This is a genomic window from Wolbachia endosymbiont of Cantharis cryptica, assembly GCF_964277405.1.
Lineage (GTDB): Bacteria > Pseudomonadota > Alphaproteobacteria > Rickettsiales > Anaplasmataceae > Wolbachia.
In genome coordinates this window covers 1,118,842-1,140,115 of sequence record NZ_OZ195521.1, presented here as the reverse complement: position 1 = coordinate 1,140,115, position 21,274 = coordinate 1,118,842, and the positions used below count along the sequence as shown (strand labels likewise).

Sequence of the window (21,274 nt, the reverse complement as noted above, 5' to 3'; positions counted from 1 at the left end):
TAATTTCAGGAACGTAGAATCCGCCTAACTGGCTGACTTTAGACACATAGCTGTTAGGAACGCTTTTAGGAACGTAGGTCAAAAAGCTGGGTTTCATGCGGAGTTTAGCTTCCTGATTCCTAATTACTAATTTAGGAACCTAGGAATTAGGAATGTAATTCAATCATTTGATTTCTAGTTGACTTGTAATAGAGATCCTAATTCTTAACTCTAAAATTTGATTGAAATGAAAGAATTTTTCATTTCAATAGCTGTGTATATGATGTGGTGTTGATTGACAATTTTTAATTTAATAACCTTAAGCTTCTGAAGCAGTGAAATTTTAATGACCGCATCTCTATCTATGGGTAATAGTAGATGTAGATTGAATGGAGAAAAATAGGGTAAACTCTAAAATATTTTAAAGAGTATACCAGTATCTTTAAAAAAGTAAATGTTCATGTGATTCCGCAGATAATCTCTGTTTTTTTATTTTATCTGTCCATTTATCATTTTTTATATCTTGTTTGTTGGTTGCTTCTTGCTTAACACTTGCCTAATCTATCTTCTGATGAATTGCATCAATTGCATTAATCGCACCTTTTTTTTCGTATATTTCGCTTTTCCCTTCAATAATTAAATTGGTAAAAATATTTACAACAAACTGCACTTGATTATGATTAACCTGACCTCTTATCAAAGAAGGTAAAGATCCTAATTCCATCAATACTTCTGATGCTGTTTTATCTTGAGTGGAAAGCCCTAAATTATCTGCTACTTCACTTATTAATAACTCTCTGTTTTCTTTATTATCTTCCAGTTTAGCATAATCACTCAATAGATCCATAACTGTAGACACTTTGATTGTAACAAAATCATTAACATCTTCTAGAGCAACTCCTGACCCCAATAACCTCTCTCTGAGGTTTTCGCTTAAAAGATTGATAAACTTTTCATTTGCATTCGATCCTGTGGTTGATATTGTATCATCTAATACTTTTAGTGACGGACCTAAGTCATGCTCTATTTGTATTGTTGTCTCAAAGTTAAATCCTAATTTTGCACAGAATGTCTCAAAATATTCTTTAATAATATCAAACAAGCTCTTGCCATTATCTTTATAATTTTTTAACTCTTCAGAAATAATAAATGACAATTTACCATCTTCGTATGTTACAAAGCCTTCACCATCGTGAGATTCAATTGTAAATTCTAATGAACTGGGCAGATTACATATCTTATCCCCATGCATAACTTGATTTTTGACAGAGAGTATCGGTAGCCTCATATCAGATCTAATTCTCACATTATTTTGACTAGAACAATCAATATTTATTACTTTTTGAGGACTTTCTACTATGAACGACTGTCCAAGTGCAAGTTGGGTTTGTATAAATGGAGCAGCCTCATACCCTGCTTGATTACAATTGGTGACTAGCTCTTCTAAAATAGCATCACTTGGAACTTCTGCCCCAGCGTATATAAACATTTTCCTGAAAACTTCTTTTGCAAAGGAACGGTAATCCTTGTTTTCATCTTTCTCTGTGGGTAATAGATGGATATGCCTTTGGCCAGCATTGTAAAATTCTTCAAATTCTTTCTTATATGAATCAGTCTTTTGATGATCAGCAGTTTTGGGATTTTCGCAGTGATTCTTCCACAGCTCACCCAATGCATCACTTACAAGCTCTTTCTCAATATCTTTAAGTATTGAAGCAAAAAAAGCTTTGCCATCATCTGTATCTATTTCTCTTGTGCCTTTTTTATTAAATATTTCGTCATTATATATATCATCACTATTAAAAAGTTCGCTTTTGCGGCGTTTAGCTCCTTCCTTAAGCGCAATAATAAGACTTTTATCTATTTTTTTTCCGTTAATAATAAAATTCATCCTTTGAAAATCTAAGAACATTGTTTCACCAGAATGTGCTAATTTATTAGCTTGATCTGCTATTAATTTACTAAAACTGAACTCTTTAGCTGTGGCCTTTAATCTAACTACTGGACTCTTCTTTGCCTCTTTCATAATTAACACCCTACTATAAATATGCTGTAAGTTGTATCATATAATGATGAATAATTTGATAATATATTAAGAAAATCGACAGTATATTTAAGAATCCGTCTTTATAGTACTTCAAACCTGTATGGGGGATTTATAAATAAAGATAGAGATCCATAAGTTTTATCTACAACTAAGATCTTCAGCTCCATGAGTAAACTTTCCTACACCACAGGCAAATGGTCCTGTTATAACGTCAAGCCATTTATCTTCTTTTGAACCTGTAGACATCCCTTTCACTAACTGCCTTACTTGTAAAAGTTCCTGTATCATACGCTCTAGTTTATCCCTTCCCATACTGTGAAAAATTTCAGGTAGTCTATGCCGTTGTTTATATATTCCTGTGCTTCCTGTGTGAGTAAATGGATGCCCTGCAACAGCAGCACGTGTAATTGCATCAATAAGATATATCTTAAGATCTTTTTCACTAGCATTATTAACTCTCAGTTGTTCTGTTATGTTTTCCAGTAGACCTGTTTCTCCGTTTCTTAGATAAGTACGTATAGTACGGTCAGCTAGACCGTTTGCCTTAACAACTGCTCCATGAAATAAAGCATTCTGTCTTGGAATTTCCCCTATTGACCTAAAGATCTCTGGCTTAGCTGTACCTTCTACCGGCCAAAAAGCATAGGAGCATCTTACACCATTAACAAGAGCAGAGGTACCCCTTATTGCATCTCTTGCTTGTTCAGCAGTTAATATAGGTTTCTCTCCTTTTGGTTTTCTCATATGATGAGCAGTTATTATCGAAGCTCCGGTACTACATGCAAGGTCAGATAATAAACACATTAGGTAATCTCCTACGGCTGGATCAGCATTTATATCTGCATGAATGAACGAAGCAAGAGGATCAAATACAATTAATTTCAAATCCTTGATTTTATCAAGTTGTTTTATTATAAGCTCAAATTCAGGTGAAACCTCAACAATTTTACCACGAACATTTCTCAGTATTGTAAGTGACCCTCTTACATTTGGTAGTGGCACAATAAATAACCTATCTTTATATTTTAATCTTTCACATTTAGGATCAAGACGTTCTAAGCGACGGTGTATCTCACCTGCATCATCTTCTGCTAAAAAAATTACCACTGATCCATGCTCTGTAACAAGAGGACCAAAACCACATATCTGATCTGTATCACTTGCAACCTTAAGTGCTAAGTCAAGCAGAAGCATACCTTTGCCTGTATCCCCCATAGCAGCTACTATTGAAGTAACACCCAAGGGAAATAAACCATCAACAAGAAATCTTTTTATTGGTGCTTGACCTAAATAACGACTCATATTCCAGTCTAGAATATTAAGTGACTGTTTTTCTGCTCTCTTTAAATTTTTTTCAATGAACTCTGGAGTATTTATGCCTTCTTCAATACAATCAGCAGCATCCCATTTCTCAGGTTTATCTTGTGGAATTTTGAGAGTAACAAGTGATGCAACTCCGATCTCTAAAAGCTTTTTTTCAGCATTTTTAGCGTATTTCTTACCTGCTTCATCATTATCTGGCCAAATGATAATATGCTTACCTTTAAGTGGAGTCCAATCTGTTTTATCAATTGGTGTGTTTGCTCCTGACATAGCTGTTGTTGCAGTAATACCTTGTTCTATCAGCGCTTCTGCACATTTTTCTCCTTCAACCAGAATAACTTTATCGGACTTCAGAATGCCTGGAATATTGTACAGAGGCCTTATTTCTGGTGCAGCATAATTCAACGTTTTAACATCAAAGGGACGATATTCTTTTCCTGCAGGAGGATCATAACGGTAAACTATGACAATAACTTGATTGTTTTCATCGTAGTAGTTCCAACTACAAGTCAAAAATTGTTCTAGATATTTGATGCTTTTCTGCTCTTTGTAATTAGTGTGTTTTTTTCCAAGCCATTCACTTATCGAAGCCATTACCTCAGGAAACTCTGTTCTGACATTTTTCCCATGTACAACTGCCCAAAGATCGATAATGACGCTGGCTATTTTAAAAAGTAGAGATATAGGGCTCTCTAAAGGGTAGTGAACCCCTCTGAAATCAAGGCAAAAAGTGGATGTCATTGCGGTAGCCCATTTTTTATGTTAGACAGTTATTTTCTCACTTTCTTTACTTGCTTTAATCAATTCATCAAAATCAGATTCATGTAATTCGTCCTGTATAACTCTGTACTTTTCGAGTTCTTGTTCGGCAAGAGTCTTAGCAACTTCAGCACCAATTTTACCAGCATCTTTAAGTACTTCATACTCATTGAACTGACCTTACCCAGAAAAAGTAGAGAGGAAGTTAAGCCATTTTTGAAGTAAAATAAAACATGATTATGAGGGCTTATTATGGTAAAGAACAGAAAAAATTACACAGTGGAATTTAAATTAGAGGCAATAAAGTTGGTAAAGGAAACGGGGCAGTCAGCAAGCAAAATAGCTAAAGATTTAGGAATAGATAACAGTACACTAAGTGACTGGATAAAAAAATATAACGAAAAAGGATCAATAGAAGAAGCATTTCCTGGTAAGGGAAAGTTGGCACCATGTGATAAAGAAAAGTTTGAATTAAAGAAAGAACTAACAAGAGTTACTAGAGAAAGAGACATTTAAAAAAAAGCCCTGGGATATTTTGCAAGTCACAAAGAGTAAAATATTTATTTATCAAAAAGCATGGAAACTACTATAAAGTACAGGAGTTATGCAGGATTTTGAAAGTATCTGCTAGCGGCTACTACAAATGGACTAGTAAGAAGAAAAGCAGCAAAGAATTAACAAGGGAGCAGCTTCTAGCAGACATTCAAAAAATATACCAAGCATCTAATTGTAGATATGGGGCACCTAAGATTCATGCTGAACTAAAGGCTTTAGGTAAAAATTGCAACATCAAAACAGTGCAGGATATCATGCAAAAAAATGGTATTCAAGCTAGACTGAGGCGAAGATTCAAAAGCAAAAAACAGCAGACTGACAATAGGGTTATAACTCCCAATATATTGGACCAAAACTTTACTACTAGTCAGCCAAATAAAGTATGGGTAACTGATATTACATACATAAAAACTAAGGATGGATGGCTATATTTGGCAGCAATAATTGATCTATATTCACGTATGGTAGTTGGCTGGTCAATGAGTAGTACAATAACTAAGCGATTAGTTATAGATGCTTTATTGATGGCTGTTGATAAGCGCAAACCAGCCAAAGATCTGCTATTTCATAGTGATCAAGGTTCACAATATACCTCTAAAAATTATCAGTTTTTGCTGAACACAAAAAACATCATTTCCAGCATGAGTCACACAGGCTGTTGTTATGACAACTCTGTTGTTGAAAGCTTTTTCAGCTCACTCAAACGGGAGCTTCTTATTGATACTTCGCAACACTCTGCTCAGCAAACTAGAACTGCTATATTTGAGTACATAGAAATTTTTTATAACAAACAGCGTAGACATTCTACTATTAATTATTGCATTCCTGAGAAATTTGATTCATCATTTTCATAATAAAAATGGCTTAACTTCCTCTCTACTTTTTCTGGGTAAGGTCAGTGTTTCAGTTCCATCTATTACCAAAACTTCATATTCTACATTACCCTTTAATAGCTCTTTTTTTCCCGGTAATGAAAAATCTGGATGTTTTATTAGCGTGTCTTCTACCCATCTTATTATTTTGAAACAGTTACTTTCACTCATGCCATAACTTTGACCAATGTGGAAATACGTTCGATATTCCCTCATATATTCTAATGCCATAAGCAACCTATCTTCTACGCAAAGTTTGCTTTTTCTTCCACTTCTAGCTTTTTTTCTTTTATCCTCCTCATCCAAAATTTCCACCATTCGCTTAAATGTTCCCTTTTTTTCCCCTGTTAAGCGCCTAAATTTCTTTCCTTCCAACTTTTCTATTTCTTTATATCTCATACCTTAAAATATCTGATTTTATACTTCTTTTCCCTTGTTTGCCAATTTTGAAAGAAGTCTAGTACCGATGCGAAAAATAGGGGCGGATTAGCTCGTAGTAGCGAAGAAGTTTCTGTAATGGAAATGGAGTGAAGGGGTTAAGTTATTTAGTTTTAATTATTTATCAACCGAAAGGGAGGAGTTAATGAATAAAACAAAGTCTTTTGATATACCGAAGCAACTTATTTGGAGAGCTTATAAACAAGTATCGAAAAATAAAGGTGCAGCAGGTGTAGATGAGGTCTCGATAACAAAGTTTGAAGAAAATCTAAAGGATAATCTATACAAATTATGGAATCGGATGTCATCCGGAAGTTATTTTCCAGAGCCAGTAAAAGCTGTTGCAATACCGAAAGATACAGGAGGACAAAGAACTTTATGTGTTCCTTCAGTATTCGACAGGATAGGGCAAACGGCTGCTTCTATGTATCTTGAGCCGCTAGTAGAGCCAAAATTCCACGAGGATTCATATGGTTATAGACCAAATAAATCAGCACTGGATGCGGTAGATACAGCACGCAAAAGATGCTGGAGGTACGATTGGACGATAGATCTTGATATATCTGGATTTTTCGACAATTTGGACCACGAATTGACATTGCAAGCTATCAAGAAGCATACAGACTGCAAATGGATCATACTGTATGTTGAAAGGTGGATAAAATCCCCTATTCAGCTAGCAGATGGCACTATGGAAGTGAGGAATAAGGGAGTTCCGCAAGGAGGTTCTGTAAGCCCAATCATTTCTAACATATTTATGCATCATGCATTTGATATGTGGATGAAGAAAAACTACCCCACAATACCATTTGAGAGGTACGTAGATGATGCGATAGTACACTGTAAAACTCGTAAGCAGGCAGAATTTATGAAAGTAATGATCGAAGAAAGATTGGCTAAGTGTAAATTGAAGTTACATCCTGAAAAGACACAGATTGTGTACAGTAAGGATGATGATAGGAGAGAAGAATTTCATACACAGAGCTTTGATTTTCTGGGCTATACTTTTAGACCTAGAATAGCAAAGAATAAGATGAGGAATTATTTCGTCTCATTTCTACCAGCAATTTGCAACAAAGCCAAGAAGAAGATCAAGAAAACCATAAAGTCATGGAGAATACATCGGATTACGTGGACAACATTAGAGGAAATATCGAAGAAAATAGATCCAATAGTCAGAGGCTGGTTTCAGTACTATGGCAGGTTTTATAAATCGGAGATGTATACATCTCTCAGAAATATAGAAAGATACCTCGTAAGATGGGTCAGGACCAAATATAAGAAACTTCGGGATCATGGAAGGTTAGCAAAGCAATTTCTAGGAAAAGTGAGAAAGAGGTCTCCAAATATTTTCTATCATTGGACACTTGGGTTAGGATCAAAAGGCTAAATAATGGGAGCTGTATAAACCGAGAGGTTTCCGTACAGTTCTGCGAGAGACTGGTGGGGAGGTTCCGCCGGTCTACTCTCCTTATAGTGCATAGCAAAACTAAGAAGCAAGCGGAACTTATGAGAAAAGCAATCGAGAAAAGATTGGCACAATGTAGGTTGGAGCTGCATCCAAACAAAACACAGATAGTGTACTGCAAGGATGATAGTAGACAAGGTAAAGCTCCAATAGAAAGCTTCGACTTCCTAGGTTACACATTTAGACCTAGGCTAGCGAAAAACAACAGAATAGGAACCTATTTTGTCTCATTTCTACCTGCAATTAGTAACAAAGCCAAGAAAAAGATCTGTCAAGTTATAAGGTCATGGAGAATACACAGGCAAACATCAACAACTTTGGAGGAAATATTGAAGAAGGTAAACCCAATAGTCAGAGGCTGGTGTCAGTATTATGGCAGGTTTTATGTATCTAAGGTATATAAACTACTCAGAAACGTAGAGCTACACCTGGTAAAATGGGTCAGGAAGAAATATAGAAAGCTTCAAGGTAGTGCACAACTAGCAAGAAACTTTTTAGCGAAAGTGAAAGAAAGGAGCCCGAATATATTCTATCACTGGACACCTGGATTGGGATTAAGAGACTGAAATAATGGGAGCTGTGTGAGTCGAGAGGTTCATGCACAGTTCTGTGAGGGACTGGTAAGGAAGTTCTACCGGTCTACTCTCTTAAAATTGCTTCCACTGCTGCTATGAGAAAACTGCTTATTCTTGCTAACTCTTTGGTCAGAGATGATAGGGTTTTTACTGAGGAGTATAACTCTCAGTCAGTTTCTATCTAAGCTAACTCGTAGCAGTAGCTGTGGATAAGTACGCTTACACAAACTATAAGTACTTATCCACAGCTACACTAGATTAAGAATATTTAAATTAAGGATTATAATATATTAATTTTTTACAAATCCACTAAATTGAAAATTTTTCGATATTTTTCATTTTTTTTATTGACTTTTAACACAACTGCTACACAGATTGCGAAGATAAATAAATAGCTTCAGTTCCATGATAAGAGGATTGGCGGAGTTTGTCAAGTCGTTTCTTCCAACGCGTTGCCGAAAGTTTGTTATGCAAGAAGTCTAATCGCAATTACAGTATGTCTATTCACCTATAATTCAATTAACTCAATAAATTTGAAATAATCAATATAGTTATCAAAATTATTTCTATCCACATCAGTTACCCAGACTTGACATTGAATACTTAACATTTCTTCTATTAACACCTTTCTGTAATGCTTATCCAGATGAGACGTTATATCATCAAGCAGAAGAAGTGGTGCCTTATTATGATGAATACACCTTGCTTTTACACTGGATAAAATAATAGAAAGCAGTAATAACTTTTGTTCTCCAGTAGAGCACAGATTCACTGGTACGTCTCTTTTTTGGCAAAAAACCTGAAAATTATCGTTATGCACACCAAAAGTTACTCTACCAGTTAATGAGTCTTTTTCTCTATTTCCCTTTAGACGATTCTGGCAATATTCTGCAGTATCGTTCAAAGTTAGCTGGCTGTTGAACCTGAAACTTGCCTTCGGAAAAAACTCAGCGGAATGGTTATCAATTGTGTCTTGTAATATTTTCAAAACAGATAATCGCATATGCAAAATATTAACTGCATTAACAGCCATTATATTTTCAAGACTAGAGAGCCAATTTTCGTCCAAAATGTTCTCCCTTAACAGTTTACTTCGCTCGTGTTTAGCTTTCCTATACCTCATGTAGCAGTAAGTGTAATTTTCCTCAAATAATGAAACTATACGGTCTAAAAATTTTAACCTGTCACTTGGAGAATTAAGAAGAATATAGTCCATTTGTGGAATCAACCATATTACATTGGATATTCTATATAGAGATGAATAACTCGATTGCGTTTTTCCATCAATTTGTATTAGTTTCTTATTAGAATTCTTTGCGATACCAATTGAGTTAAAATCCTCTCCATTAAAAAAATCATAGTGCACTGCCCAATCTTCATTACTGAATTTATTTTGCATCTCACTGGCTTTTGCTTTTTTCATCCCATTGCTTTTGGCAAGCAGTGAGATTGCTTCAAGTATATTAGTTTTACCAATACCATTTTTGCCAGTTATCACAATCGAGCTATCATCTGAGTCCAGTTCAAAGTTTGAATGGTTACGAAAATTATGTAATTTCAACCTTTTTATGTAGCAATGGGTAGCCATTAACCTAAATAATTTTTCTTTTTTATATTCTTTTTACTTCTTCTAGAACCTCATCAACATGTCCACTAACTTTTACGTTTTTCCAGATCTTCACTATTTTACCTTTTTTATCTATTAAAAAAGTAGTGCGTTCTATACCCATATATTTTTTGCCAAACATGCTTTTTTCTACCCAAGTACCATATTTTTCCAATATTTCAGCATTCTCATCAGACACTAAATAAAATGGTAGAGAATATTTTGCTTTGAAGTTAGCATGGCACTTAATACTATCTCTTGACACACCAATTATCACTGTATCAAGGGAAGAAAAGTCATTTATTTTGTCTCTAAAGCCTTTTGCCTCCATTGTACAACCTGGAGTATCGTCTTTAGGATAAAAATAAAGCACTACATTTTTTTTATCAAAAAAATTACTCAATGATAAATTTTCACCAGAATCTGTTGGTAAGCTAAAATCAGGTGAATTGTTTCCTACTGCTAATTCCATAACTCACTCCATTAATAACACTTACTATAGTAGTATATTATAGTCAGAGCTTTCAAGAACTCTAGTTAAAAATCAATCAAATCTTCACATGTTTGTTCTTCATAAAAGAAGTTTAACGTTATCGTAGTACCAAGTTTCTCTTCACTTTTAATGTCGAAAGTCCCACCCATTAACTCTACTAATTTCTTACTAAGTGGTAATCCAATGCCCGTACCTTCGTTTCTATATCCCGAGTCTGCTTGGCCAAAAACAGACATAACTTTGTATATGTCTTGCTGCATTATTCCTATTCCATTGTCATGAAACTCAATAGTTAACAAGTTCTTTTCTATATTTTCTTTAATCACCATTCTTATTAAACCATCTTTGGGAGTAAATTTGATTGAATTTGATAATAAATTTATTATAACTTGTTTCATCCTCTTGGGATCTGCGATAACTAATAATTGTTTATTAGGTATCTCCTTTCTTAAACTAATTCCGGTTTCTTTTAATTTAGGTAATAGCATATTTAAGCACGAATCTATTATTTTGTTCAGGTTGAACTTTACTTTTTCTACTGTTAAACTACTTGATTCAGCTTTCGAAAAATCCAATACATCATTAATTAAAGCAAGTAAGTGTGTTCCTGCATTATATATGTCGTCTGCATACTCCTTGTATTGAGAGTTATCCATCGAACCTAAAGTCTCATTTTTGATCAACTCTGCAAATCCAATAATAGCATTAAGAGGTGTACGCAGCTCATGTGTAACGCTTGCAAAAAACTTTAGCTTATTTGCATTTTCTTGCTCCAATGCTTCTTTCATCTGCTGTAATTCAATATTAGTTTTATGCTGCTTGGCTAGCATTTGGGTATTGGAAAAGTGTAAGTAGAACATGATTAATATTAAAATTACTAATAATAAGCCTACAAACGTTAAAAACAGACTATATACCATAACATAAGAGTTATTATGGTTTTTAATAATCTTCAAAAAAAATGACGGTTTAGTGCTATTTTCATGGAATATAGGGAAAATAGAAATTAGTGTGTTTCCTACAGTATAAAATATCTCTTGGTTATTTAGCAGTTTATCAATTTCATCATTTGTAAGTAACTGTTCATAATCATGATCTTGAGTGTTAAAGTTACTGAATATTATTCTGCTATTTTGATCATATAGTATTAAGCTCAGATCCTTCACTTCGCTAACTGATTGTAATAACTCAGCACGTAGTTTTACCAGTTGGTTTATATAATCAAAGTTCTTGTATTTAATATGATGCTTTTCTATTAGTAAATAATGGTATTTTTTTATTATACTATTTTCCAGTACACTTTTCAAGCCTATACTTGAATCATGGTAAGAAAAAAAGAAATTATTCCTTAGTGAGTAATTACAATATATCACGCTAAATAGAATCACAAAAATTGATGAAAATAATGCGATAACTTTTGTGTATTTATTTTGCTTTAGTGTGGAAAGTATCAATTTACCTAGTTTATACATATCTTTCTCATTGTGAGATAATGGCTTTTATGTTATTAATTAAAATTTAGCATATCATATTTTTATGACAATTTCTCCTATCTTGCCAGTTTATTCTCCTATTAATATAAATTTTTCTTATGGCAAAGATATTTACTTGTATGATATTGACGGTAAGCGCTACATAGACTTTCATTCTGGAATAGCTGTTAGTAGCTTAGGTCACGCCAATTCGCGGTTAATTAGCGCTCTTAAATTGCAAGGAGAAAAGTTATGGCACATATCAAATACCTATACTATACCTGCTGCCAATAATTTTGCAGAAAGATTAATAAACAACAGTTTCGCTGACACTGTATTTTTCACAAATTCTGGGTCAGAGGCAGTAGAGTGTGGGCTTAAGATTGCTAGGGCCTATCAAAACGGAAAAGGCAATAAAAACCGTTACAGAATTTTAACATTTCATGGTGCATTTCATGGGAGAACTTTTTTAACTTGTGCTACAAACGATAAACAGAAATTTTCTGAATTACTAAATCCCTACATTGACTGGTGTGATAACATTAAGCCCAATATTGAGAGCGTAAAGAAAGCAATTTCCAACGATATAGGCGTTATATTAATAGAACCAATACAAGGGCAAGGTGGTATCAAAGTAATGAATGAAGCCTTTATGAAAGAACTAAGAAAGTTGTGTGATGAAAATAACATATTGCTATTTTTTGATTGCGTACAATGTGGTACTGGTAGAACAGGAAAATTATTTGCATACGAGCATATAGGAGTGAAACCTGATATATGTGCTCTTGCAAAGGGAATAGGAGGAGGCTTTCCACTAGGGGTTTGTCTTGCAACTGAAAAGGCTGCTAAGTATATGACAGTTGGTATGCACGGTTCTACTTTTGGTGGCAATCCACTTGCAACCTCAGTAGGTAATGCTGTGCTTGAGGAATTGCTAAGCCCCGGCTTTTTAGAAAATGTTGAAATTAGAGGTAAATACTTAAAAAATAAATTAGAAGACCTGGCAAGTAAATTTTCAATAATAGAAGAAGTAAGAGGAAAGGGGCTGATGCTTGGAATAAAAGTAAAAATGGATAATCAAAAATTTGCAGAAGAACTAAGTCACCGTGGTTTGCTCACTGTTGGAGTTACATCAGACAATGTCGTAAGGATGTTGCCCCCACTAATTATCACTGAAAAAGAGATTGATGAAGGAATTGAGATTCTGACTCAATACTTATCTGAGAAATCTTCTGGTTAGATAACCTATATTAATATGAACGATAATTTAGTATACTTAGGGATTATTACTTCTCCTCACGGAATAAAAGGAGCTGTTAAAGTAAAAACTTTTACTGAAAAACCTGAAAATATTTCCTTATATGGTGAGCTAACAAGTGGCGATGAGAGTTATAGAATAAACTCAGTATCTATTGTGAGCGATAATTTAGTGATAGCAACAATCAACGGTGTGAATTCCCGTGATGAAGCAGAGCTTTTAAGGAATAAGAAGCTGTATATAGAAAAAAGCAAATTATCAAAGCTCAATGATGAGGATGAATTTTATCAAGGTGATCTTGTAAATATGGAAGTAAGGCTGGAGAATAATGAATTATATGGTTATATAAAATCTATATATAATTTCGGTTCAGGAGATATATTAGAAATTTCGGTTATCACTACAAAAAAGAATATTATGCTGTCTTTTACCAAAGAAATATTTCCGCATATAAACATAAAGGAAAGGTATATGGTGCTCAATATGCCGGAATTTATTGACTAATAAAGGCTTTGATATTTTTACAAAAGCCATTTATAATTATACGATCAAACTGAAAATGTAATTATGGCAGAAAGAGCTAATGATATTAGACCAGGTCAGGTGTTGGAACATAACGGCGGATTGTTTTTAGTTGTAGGCATTATGCATACTCAGCCCGGTAAAGGTGGTGCATACATACAAGCTGAAATGAAAAATATAAAAACCGGAGCAAAACACTATGAAAGATTCCGCTCTGATGCAACAATCAGAAGGGCGATTTTAGATGAAGAGGAATATGTTTATCTTTTCACTGAAGGAAGCATTGTAAATCTTATGCATCCAAGTAATTACGAGCAAATTACTATAAATTTGGATTTATTGGGAGAAAAAAAGATTTATTTACAGGATAATATGAAAGTTAAAATAGTGACTTATCAAGATAAAATAATTTCTGCGCATGTGCCTGATTATGTCACATTGACTGTAAAGGAAACAGAGTCTGTTATTAAAGGACAGACTGCCACTGCTTCTTATAAGCCTGCAATTTTGGAGAACGGAATGCGCGTTAATGTGCCTCAATTTATAAAAGAAGAGGATAAAATTGTAGTATATACTCCCGATGACAGCTATTACGAAAGAGTGAAAGAGTAAAAAGAAGAATGTCCATCTCATCACCACGAATTAATGTGATGCTTGATTCTGTGCGTAATGCTTCCAAGCAGCTTATGCGTGATTTTAATGAATTGCAAATTTCTAATGTTAAGTCAGCGGACTTTATCAATAAAACTTACTCAAGATCCAAGCAAACCATATATGATTGCTTGCACAATTACAAACAAGACTACGGTTTTATTTTTGAAGATGATGCTAACCAAGAAATAGAAGACAACGGTTATACTTGGTTCATCATGCCTATAGAGGGCAGGGAGAATTTTTCTGGTTGCATGGTTTATTTTGCAGTATCAGCCTGTCTCATTCATAAAAACAAAGTTGTGGCAGTTGTAGTTGATGCTCCGGCTCTTAGAGAAACTTTTTGGGCAGAAGAAAAGAAAGGGGCTTTTCTTGAAGATTTTAGATCTCGTCATATAAAAATGCGAATGAAAAGTCGTGAAGGGGGTTTAATAGATGTAAGTGGTAATTTATTAAATAAATTACTGCCTGGCAATAGTACTGTACGCTCCATCGGTTCAACAGTTTTAGGTTTTGCATACCTTGCAGCAGGAAGGCACAGTGGAATAGTTTACTCTGGAGTTAACAAATATAAAACCTTGCTCGGTAGACTTTTCCTGCAAGAGAGCGGTGGAAGGCTAACGGAAGACAACGGGCTAATCATTGCTGGAGATATAAAACTAGGATAAACAGTTTACAGAGATAGACAACTTTTCGAAAACTGTTACAAGAGATTCTGTTAAATGTTCTATCATTTCATCTGTATGATAAGGTGTAGGGGTAATACGGAAACGCTCAGTTCCTCTTGGAACTGTCGGGTAATTTATATGTTGAACATATATTCCATACTCATCAAATAATAATTTTGATGCTCTTTTGGATAACTCTGGATTGCCAATTATTATTGGAATTATATGAGTTTCTGTTGAAATGAAATTAATTCCTGCATTTCTCAGTGAGTTTTTTACTTTTTCAACGACTTGCTTTTGCTTCTTTCTTTCAATGTTACTTGATTTTAGATGTTCAACGCTTGCCTTTGCTGCTGCCGCTAAAACAGGCGACATAGCGGTGGTGAAAATAAATCCTGGAGCGGAACTTCTTATTACATCTACCAAGCTCTTTGAAGACGCTATATATCCACCCATAACTCCAAAAGCTTTTGATAATGTACCTTGAATAACGGTCACTCTATCCATTAGACCTTCTCTTTCTGCAATTCCACCACCGTGTGAACCATACATGCCAACTGCATGCACCTCGTCCAAATAGGTAATTGCATTATACTGATCTGCAAGGTTGCATATCGCTTCAAGCGGCGCTACATCGCCATCCATTGAATATACGGATTCAAGTGCTATTATTTTTGGTGTTTTTGTGTTTATGGACTTTAGCAACTGTTCTAAGTGATCAACGTCATTATGCCTAAATATATGTTTTGGCCTTTTTCCTGATTTTATGCCTTCTATCATCGAAGAATGGTTTTTTTCATCTGAAAAAATTACTACTTCAGGAATAACAGATGATAAAGTGCTAAGTGTTGTCTGGTTGGCAAGATAGCCACAAGCAAAAGTTAAAGCAGCCTCTTTGTTATGCAAACAAGCTAAGGATTTTTCCAACTCAACAACTTCCTTTGTTGTACCAGATATATTTCTCGTTCCTCCTGCTCCAATTGATGAATTTTGAATAGCAGCAATGACGCTCTCATTCTGCGACATTCCTAGGTAATTATTACTGCACCAGACGATGACTTCCCTATTTCTTTCATAATCCATGATGTGGGGAAGCCTGCCAGGCAACGACGCAAAATGCGTGAATTCACGATAGCGCCCTTCATCTTTTATATCTTTGATTTTGTTTAAGAATATTTCTTCGTAGTTTACCAAGTTTTTTATTCACTAATAATTAATACAATTATAACAAATTATTAAATGGTAAACTACAATATTTATTATACAGATGCAGTAGTAAGCCCTTCTCTCATATTAACTCCTTCAACCTTACTTTCCTCAACTGAGCTTCTAGGTATACAGCAGTATATAACTGCAGCAACTAAACAACAAACCCCAACTGCTATTCCCACTTCTAACATTTTCAAGTGAACTGCAATGGCTACTCCTAGAGCAACCCCAGCTATTGCCAACGCAGAAGCAGTTATGACAGACAGCTCACTACTTTTTGCATTTTGTGGAGCATGTTTATTTTTGCCTGGGTTGCTAGTTGTTGGGACACTGTCCACTTGTTCATTGCTAACTACTGGAGGTGTTGGTGCTGGTGCTGGTTTTTTTGGTCGTGTATCTTGTGGATTACTACTACCTTCGAGCGTAGAGTTTCGCTCTACTGTACCTAATAAAGGTTCTTCATCACCAGTTACATCCTTAATTAAAGGGCCTTCGCTAACAATTGAAAAGACTTCACTACACTCATCATCTGCTGTATCTAGTGAAGGTTCTCCTTTATCAGTTACATCGCTAGCTTCACTCCGATTATCAAGTTGACCATTACCGTCATTTCCTGTAGTAACCACAAGCCCTTCATCTATCTTCTCAAATGATAAAAAGTCACCGCTAGAATCTGAAGGAGTTTGATGATGCTCACCACTACTGTTTTCAGTACCACCTCCATTACCCGTAGACACTTTGATGAAGCTTGAAGAACTGTCACTACCACCACTTGCAGAACTCTTTTGTGAAAGTGGTGGTGAATCACCTTCACTTTTAAGCTCTGTTTGCAACGGTATCTGTTCAGTAGGTTGATCAGCTTGTTCATTTTCTGAATTTCCTGCAGGCACTTTTAGTGGAGCAGGATTGTCTTTCCTCTCTGTACTGTCTTCAAAGACTTTTGGTAAAGTAAGATCGTCTCCCTTTTTTTTAGTTCCTGCAGTCACAGCTACCGGTACAACAGGTGGATCAGAAGCATGTTCCTGTATGTCAGTTTGTTTTAAGATTGAAACCTTAGGAACTTCTGGTTGTTCTTGAGTACTAGAAGGCTGTTCCTTAAGTTCTGCACTTTTTTCTGGCATATGCCCAGCAGGTTGAGCAAGAGCTTGTTTTTTCTCATCAATATTAACAGAAGTTGACTCACTATCTAAAGTAATAGTAGAAGTTAAATTTTGTCTCTTTTCTCTGTTTCCCTTACCTTTAACCATTTCACCCTCCTCATAATCATTGCCTGTAGGCTCCTCTGTTAGAGCCGCCATACTACCTAAGAACCTGTTTAAAATCTTCGCAATAAGAGAGAAACGAAGGAAAGAACGACCATTTGTAGGCTAGTATTGAGTTTTCGCTCACAGTTTTTCCACAATCGCCTGCATTTTTCCAACCAAGCAAAAGACCGCTCAACAACCCATCTTTTTGGCAATACAGCAAAGGTATGTAATTCGCTTCGTTTTATTACCTCAACAGCTGCACCAATAGTTACTTTTATTTGTGTTGCAAAATTTTCTCCTGTATAGCCAGCATCAACGAGTATATTTTTGACTTCAGAGAGGTTTTCTTTAGCATTTCCCACCATTTTTACAGCACTGCTACGATCAGTTGCTTCTGCCGTTGTTATATGAATTGCATGTGGCAAGCCCTGTGTATCAACTGCGATATGACGCTTTATACCTGAAATCTTTTTACCTGCATCATAACCCTTTCTTTCAGCAGTATCTGCGTTTTTAACGCTTTGAGCATCAATTATGCAGAAACTGGTTTTCTCTTTCCGACCATTGTTGATACGGACCTCTCCAACTAATTTTTTTTAAGACTAATTCCAACAAACTTGGTTCTTCTCCATCCTTTTTATTCCACATTTGAAAATAATAATATATGCTCTCCCACCTTGGAAAATCTTTTGGCAACATCCTCCACTGGCAACCACTTTTTAGGACGTATAATACTGTACAAAATACATCATATAAATCAAGTTTTCTTGGTTTTGTTTTCCTCCTGCTACTCTCCAGAATTGGTTTGATTTTTTCAAATTGCTCTCGACTTATATCACTTGGATAACTTTTTCGCATAGATATACCTCATTCTTAATCTACCCCTATTTTACCTTATCCTTTCGAGATTTTAAACAGGTTCTAAGATATCACACTCTTCCTTTTGGCTGCTAGCAGTTTCAGGTTCTGGGTTTTCTAATAGAATGTCACTTTTTCGCATTATAAAAGTTCCAAGAGTTTGGCGCATTTCACTCCACAAACCTTTACGTTCATGACAGGGAGATTCTTGCACATCAATAGAAAATTGCAGAATATTTCTAATTTGCATTAAACTTAATATAAGATCAGTATTCTCTTGACGTTTATTGTATTTTGGATCTTTAGTGTATTCATCATACGCTATGTAAGCAGTCTGAGCTAATCCATTTACAATACCTGGCAAATAGCTGTTATTACATTCACGTAAAGCTTCAGATTGTAATAATTTGTTTCCCTTTTCCAGATCTTCTATGCGCTTTTCTATGCTAGATTTAAAAATCCCACACTCCTCTTGAAAAATTACTTTAATTGCACCAGCTTTTGTGCATAAGTAACATACTTGCTTGACTAAGGAGTAATCTTCTTGGCCTGTTGAGTAGTGTGTTGCATTGCTCAGTATATTCTGTATGACCTGCCTAATTACTTGCTCATTATGTGATACGTTTTGATAGACTTGAATGCGATCAAGCACACTGACTATAATGTCTTTATTTCCGATATTAGACAATGCAACGAGGATTGATTCACATATTTCATCAAATTCATTATCCTTAAATTTTTGGTTGAGATAATTAATCACATAATCACTACATGCAGCATATTTTTTACATAAGCATTCCATCACTGAAACACTCTTTGCACTTATAGCATTCTCTAAAATGGTAATCAGACTGTTTTGCAAGAAAGCTTGCCTATCTTTATCACTTGAAAATTCAGGATCTTTTTCAATCAAATCCAATACTTTTGTTATAAAATCTGTATTACCAGTTAGCGAAGCAGCTTTTAAAACAGATTTATAAATTTCCTCTCCTTTTTCCTTGCGAGAACCGTTTGTACCATCACTTATAATTTTCCTTATAATTTGTTTGTTTAGTTGCTCAATAACCCTGTTATCAGCAAACGCTTCTTTATAGATTATCTGAATTACTCGATCTTTATTATCAATACATTTTTTGTATAAGTATTCAACAATTGAGACATGCTCCTGGCTTATTGCAGTTTCTAAAATAGTAGCAATGCTTTCAGTCAATAGATCTGCTTTAACTGGATCATTGATATACCTTTCAAGTGCATCTAGTATCCTTCCAATAAACTCTTCATTCTGCACTAGTGATGCTGTTTCAAGCACACCATACAAAGGATCAGGGCTACTTGTTTTTAACACTTGTTCAAGATCCCTTAAGACGTGTTCGACAAGAACTGTATTTAATAATTCTTGCTCTTTTCTTAGTGCGATAATCGAGAAAAAGCCAATCTTATTAGGTTCAACAAGTTGTATAGCTTGGTTTTTTAATTTATTATAAATCTTATCGATATCATGGAATTCTTCTATAAGAGCTTTAATGTATTTCTCACCACCAATAAGTAGAGGTAAAAGACTCAAGTTTTCTTTAGAAAAAAGATACCGTCTCGCCAGTCAACAAGAAAATTATAAAAACTGAATCTCAAAAGCTGTATTGTAAAATCAAAAAGTACTTCCAACTTTGTAGCGGTATAGTTAAAGTATATGTTGATAAGTAAGTTTCTGCTTGTATATATAAATATAGCTCTTTCTACAATAATCCGAACAGATCATAATAATACACTGCTGTCCTCCTGGCTTATAATAGCTATAAAGACGTTTTCACCCCCGTTCGGACTATTATAAGAAGGGCTATAACTAATTTACTTATCAACATATACACTAACCAACTATATTAAATAAATTTATATAAAATACTATTTTATATAAGATCGGATGGTAGCATTTTTTGACTTTAAACCATTAAACCTTCGCTCAATTTCTTAGTCCTGTAGTTTTTAATATGGTCAGGATTAAAAGCACTTCTGGATTTAAGAATACCAAAAACGATATGGAGCAACTTACGCATTGCAGCACCAACGATAGCCATATTATGTTTACCCTTTTCCTTTAATCTCTGGCAGAAACTAATAATGATAGGATTGTGATTCTTAGCTACTATAGCAGGAAAGAAAAGTGCCTTACGTAATGTTTGTGAACCTGATTTACTTAATCTGGGTTTGGCATATACAGATGAACCTGACGTCATATTTCGTGGTATAACTCCTGCATATGCTGCCAATTGCCTGGCATCTCTAAAATCCTTTATGTAAGGAAGTTCAGCTAAAATAGCTATTGCTGATTCCTCTCCTATTCCTGGAATAGTTAATAAAAGTTGAAAATTTTTTAACAACTCTTTGTGTTGCTTTAATAGTTCACGTATGGAGCTTTTTATTGTTTCTATTTTTTGTGTTATATTTATTGCAAGGTTTTCCCAAGCAGTTGCGACTTCTTTGGGCAGTCTCTCTTTTTTTTCTAAGTGGTTATTTACTGATGTCAATTCATCTTTTAACGCAGCCGAGCAACGATAAAGATGTTTTAATTTTTTCTTTTCAGGAGAAGGTGGTGCCCAGCGAGTTGGTTCCTGCCTTTGGCAATAATCAGCAATAATTTCTGCATCAGTTTGATCATTCTTTTGTCGTACAAGTTTACTCCTTGCATAAGATTTTATGCAATAAGGATTTACTACACTAACAAAATGTCCAGCATTGTGTATAAATTCAGCTAAAGCTTCACTGTAGCAACCAGTGGATTCCATACATGCCTTTACTTCTTCTACGTTATGCTTTTGTAGAAAACTCAGCAGACCTTGAAATCCATGATCATCATTTTTAAAACTCCTTTTTCTAGTTTCACGTTTCCCTTTTTTACTTATAAATGAGAGAAAGACATCAAAGCGATCTTTCGATACGTCTATGCCTAAAAAGTTGTTGATCATATATAACTCCATACATTACCATTTAAAGTGAAAAGTAAGGCTAGTCTTGTGAATACAGAATTAGAACCATTTAGGTCTTTCTACGATACCGTTCAGCCTATACTTTTGAGAAGGGAGCTCTTATCTTTTTTACAGATTTTATATCTAAGTACGCACTCAGAGTTCCTCCCTTCTCCATCTAACGCTTAAGCTTAAAACATTAGATGCTTTCTTCAAGATACAAGTTCGTATATTTGTGAGAACAAGTTGGGTAAAAATAGGGTTATGAAAATAAAGGTGTGAAATTTTTGCAACAAAGCCAAGCAAATTAGTTC

The 21,274-nt window shown here is 34.8% G+C and carries 17 protein-coding genes and 2 pseudogenes; 8 read left to right on the top strand and 11 right to left on the bottom strand.

Annotated features, from left to right (window positions below; translation table 11 throughout):
- Positions 1-421: 421 nt before the first annotated feature.
- Positions 422-2,005: pseudogene (locus tag ACICP6_RS05600) on the bottom strand (hypothetical protein).
- Positions 2,006-2,164: 159 nt separating this feature from the next.
- On the bottom strand, positions 2,165-4,090 hold the full coding sequence (locus ACICP6_RS05595; RefSeq protein ID WP_395462942.1) for an AAA family ATPase: 1,926 nt from the start codon (positions 4,088-4,090) through the stop codon (positions 2,165-2,167).
- A 270-nt stretch (positions 4,091-4,360) separates the two neighbouring features.
- Between ACICP6_RS05595 and ACICP6_RS05590 the strand changes: the two genes are divergently transcribed.
- Together ACICP6_RS05590 and ACICP6_RS05585 are read left to right on the top strand one after the other, a co-directional pair.
- On the top strand, positions 4,361-4,624 hold the full coding sequence (locus ACICP6_RS05590; protein ID WP_395462617.1) for a transposase: 264 nt from the start codon (positions 4,361-4,363) through the stop codon (positions 4,622-4,624).
- Between the two features lie 14 nt (positions 4,625-4,638).
- A complete protein-coding gene (locus ACICP6_RS05585; RefSeq protein ID WP_395463625.1) occupies positions 4,639-5,517 on the top strand; it encodes an IS3 family transposase in 879 nt (292 codons plus the stop codon).
- Positions 5,518-5,562: 45 nt separating this feature from the next.
- Here the strand turns inward: ACICP6_RS05585 and ACICP6_RS05580 are convergent.
- Positions 5,563-5,934, bottom strand: a pseudogene (locus tag ACICP6_RS05580) (transposase family protein); the annotation flags it as partial.
- A gap of 184 nt (positions 5,935-6,118) precedes the next feature.
- Here ACICP6_RS05580 and ltrA point away from each other — a divergent pair.
- Both ltrA and ACICP6_RS05570 read left to right on the top strand, forming a co-directional pair.
- Entirely contained in the window at positions 6,119-7,363 is a 1,245-nt protein-coding gene (gene ltrA, locus ACICP6_RS05575; protein WP_395462941.1) for a group II intron reverse transcriptase/maturase, read from the top strand.
- Positions 7,364-7,482: 119 nt separating this feature from the next.
- Positions 7,483-8,007, top strand: a complete 525-nt coding sequence (locus ACICP6_RS05570; RefSeq protein WP_395462940.1) for a group II intron maturase-specific domain-containing protein — start codon at positions 7,483-7,485, stop codon at positions 8,005-8,007.
- A gap of 517 nt (positions 8,008-8,524) precedes the next feature.
- Here the strand turns inward: ACICP6_RS05570 and recF are convergent.
- The 3 genes from recF to ACICP6_RS05555 form a co-directional block, all read right to left on the bottom strand.
- Complete coding sequence (gene recF, locus ACICP6_RS05565; RefSeq protein ID WP_395462939.1) at positions 8,525-9,604, bottom strand: DNA replication/repair protein RecF; 1,080 nt, start codon at positions 9,602-9,604, stop codon at positions 8,525-8,527.
- 22 nt (positions 9,605-9,626) lie between these two features.
- A complete protein-coding gene (bcp, locus tag ACICP6_RS05560; RefSeq protein WP_395462938.1) occupies positions 9,627-10,094 on the bottom strand; it encodes a thioredoxin-dependent thiol peroxidase in 468 nt (155 codons plus the stop codon).
- Between the two features lie 65 nt (positions 10,095-10,159).
- Positions 10,160-11,587: a sensor histidine kinase gene (locus tag ACICP6_RS05555; protein ID WP_395462937.1), complete on the bottom strand. Its 1,428-nt coding sequence runs from the start codon at positions 11,585-11,587 to the stop codon at positions 10,160-10,162.
- A 64-nt stretch (positions 11,588-11,651) separates the two neighbouring features.
- Between ACICP6_RS05555 and ACICP6_RS05550 the strand changes: the two genes are divergently transcribed.
- From ACICP6_RS05550 to ACICP6_RS05535, 4 genes are all read left to right on the top strand, one after another.
- Positions 11,652-12,827, top strand: a complete 1,176-nt coding sequence (locus tag ACICP6_RS05550; RefSeq protein WP_395462936.1) for an aspartate aminotransferase family protein — start codon at positions 11,652-11,654, stop codon at positions 12,825-12,827.
- 15 nt (positions 12,828-12,842) lie between these two features.
- Complete coding sequence (gene rimM, locus ACICP6_RS05545) at positions 12,843-13,349, top strand: ribosome maturation factor RimM (RefSeq protein ID WP_395462935.1); 507 nt, start codon at positions 12,843-12,845, stop codon at positions 13,347-13,349.
- A 63-nt stretch (positions 13,350-13,412) separates the two neighbouring features.
- The gene (efp, locus tag ACICP6_RS05540; protein WP_395462934.1) at positions 13,413-13,979 is read left to right on the top strand and encodes an elongation factor P; all 567 of its coding nucleotides are present in this window, start codon (positions 13,413-13,415) and stop codon (positions 13,977-13,979) included.
- An 8-nt stretch (positions 13,980-13,987) separates the two neighbouring features.
- A complete protein-coding gene (locus ACICP6_RS05535; RefSeq protein WP_395462933.1) occupies positions 13,988-14,686 on the top strand; it encodes an inositol monophosphatase family protein in 699 nt (232 codons plus the stop codon).
- Here the strand turns inward: ACICP6_RS05535 and hemA are convergent.
- From hemA to ACICP6_RS05510, 5 genes are all read right to left on the bottom strand, one after another.
- Complete coding sequence (gene hemA / locus ACICP6_RS05530; RefSeq protein ID WP_395462932.1) at positions 14,678-15,880, bottom strand: 5-aminolevulinate synthase; 1,203 nt, start codon at positions 15,878-15,880, stop codon at positions 14,678-14,680. The genes ACICP6_RS05535 and hemA overlap by 9 nt on opposite strands.
- 65 nt (positions 15,881-15,945) lie before the next feature.
- Positions 15,946-17,193, bottom strand: coding sequence for a hypothetical protein (locus ACICP6_RS05525; RefSeq protein ID WP_395462931.1), 1,248 nt, complete (start codon positions 17,191-17,193; stop codon positions 15,946-15,948).
- 17 nt (positions 17,194-17,210) lie between these two features.
- Positions 17,211-18,000, bottom strand: a protein-coding gene (locus ACICP6_RS05520; protein WP_395462624.1) for an IS5 family transposase whose coding sequence is annotated in 2 segments (ribosomal slippage) — positions 17,211-17,738 and positions 17,740-18,000 — 789 coding nt in all. Because the reading frame shifts where the segments join, the coding sequence is not laid out codon by codon here.
- 52 nt (positions 18,001-18,052) lie between these two features.
- Positions 18,053-19,564 carry a hypothetical protein gene (locus ACICP6_RS05515; protein ID WP_395462930.1) on the bottom strand — a complete coding sequence of 504 codons (1,512 nt, stop codon included), beginning with the start codon at positions 19,562-19,564 and terminating at the stop codon, positions 18,053-18,055.
- A gap of 373 nt (positions 19,565-19,937) precedes the next feature.
- Entirely contained in the window at positions 19,938-20,960 is a 1,023-nt protein-coding gene (locus ACICP6_RS05510) for an IS110 family transposase (protein WP_353285218.1), read from the bottom strand.
- Positions 20,961-21,274: the final 314 nt, after the last annotated feature.

Coding starts and splice junctions, on each gene's coding strand:
- ACICP6_RS05550 (WP_395462936.1), top strand. CDS start 11,652: ATGACAATTTCTCCTATCTTGCCAGTTTATTCTCCTATTAATATAAAT.
- ltrA (WP_395462941.1), top strand. CDS start 6,119: ATGAATAAAACAAAGTCTTTTGATATACCGAAGCAACTTATTTGGAGA.
- ACICP6_RS05570 (WP_395462940.1), top strand. CDS start 7,483: ATGAGAAAAGCAATCGAGAAAAGATTGGCACAATGTAGGTTGGAGCTG.
- ACICP6_RS05510 (WP_353285218.1), bottom strand. CDS start 20,960: ATGATCAACAACTTTTTAGGCATAGACGTATCGAAAGATCGCTTTGAT.
- recF (WP_395462939.1), bottom strand. CDS start 9,604: ATGGCTACCCATTGCTACATAAAAAGGTTGAAATTACATAATTTTCGT.
- ACICP6_RS05590 (WP_395462617.1), top strand. CDS start 4,361: ATGGTAAAGAACAGAAAAAATTACACAGTGGAATTTAAATTAGAGGCA.
- efp (WP_395462934.1), top strand. CDS start 13,413: ATGGCAGAAAGAGCTAATGATATTAGACCAGGTCAGGTGTTGGAACAT.
- ACICP6_RS05595 (WP_395462942.1), bottom strand. CDS start 4,090: ATGACATCCACTTTTTGCCTTGATTTCAGAGGGGTTCACTACCCTTTA.
- rimM (WP_395462935.1), top strand. CDS start 12,843: ATGAACGATAATTTAGTATACTTAGGGATTATTACTTCTCCTCACGGA.
- ACICP6_RS05535 (WP_395462933.1), top strand. CDS start 13,988: ATGTCCATCTCATCACCACGAATTAATGTGATGCTTGATTCTGTGCGT.
- bcp (WP_395462938.1), bottom strand. CDS start 10,094: ATGGAATTAGCAGTAGGAAACAATTCACCTGATTTTAGCTTACCAACA.
- ACICP6_RS05555 (WP_395462937.1), bottom strand. CDS start 11,587: ATGTATAAACTAGGTAAATTGATACTTTCCACACTAAAGCAAAATAAA.
- ACICP6_RS05525 (WP_395462931.1), bottom strand. CDS start 17,193: ATGGCGGCTCTAACAGAGGAGCCTACAGGCAATGATTATGAGGAGGGT.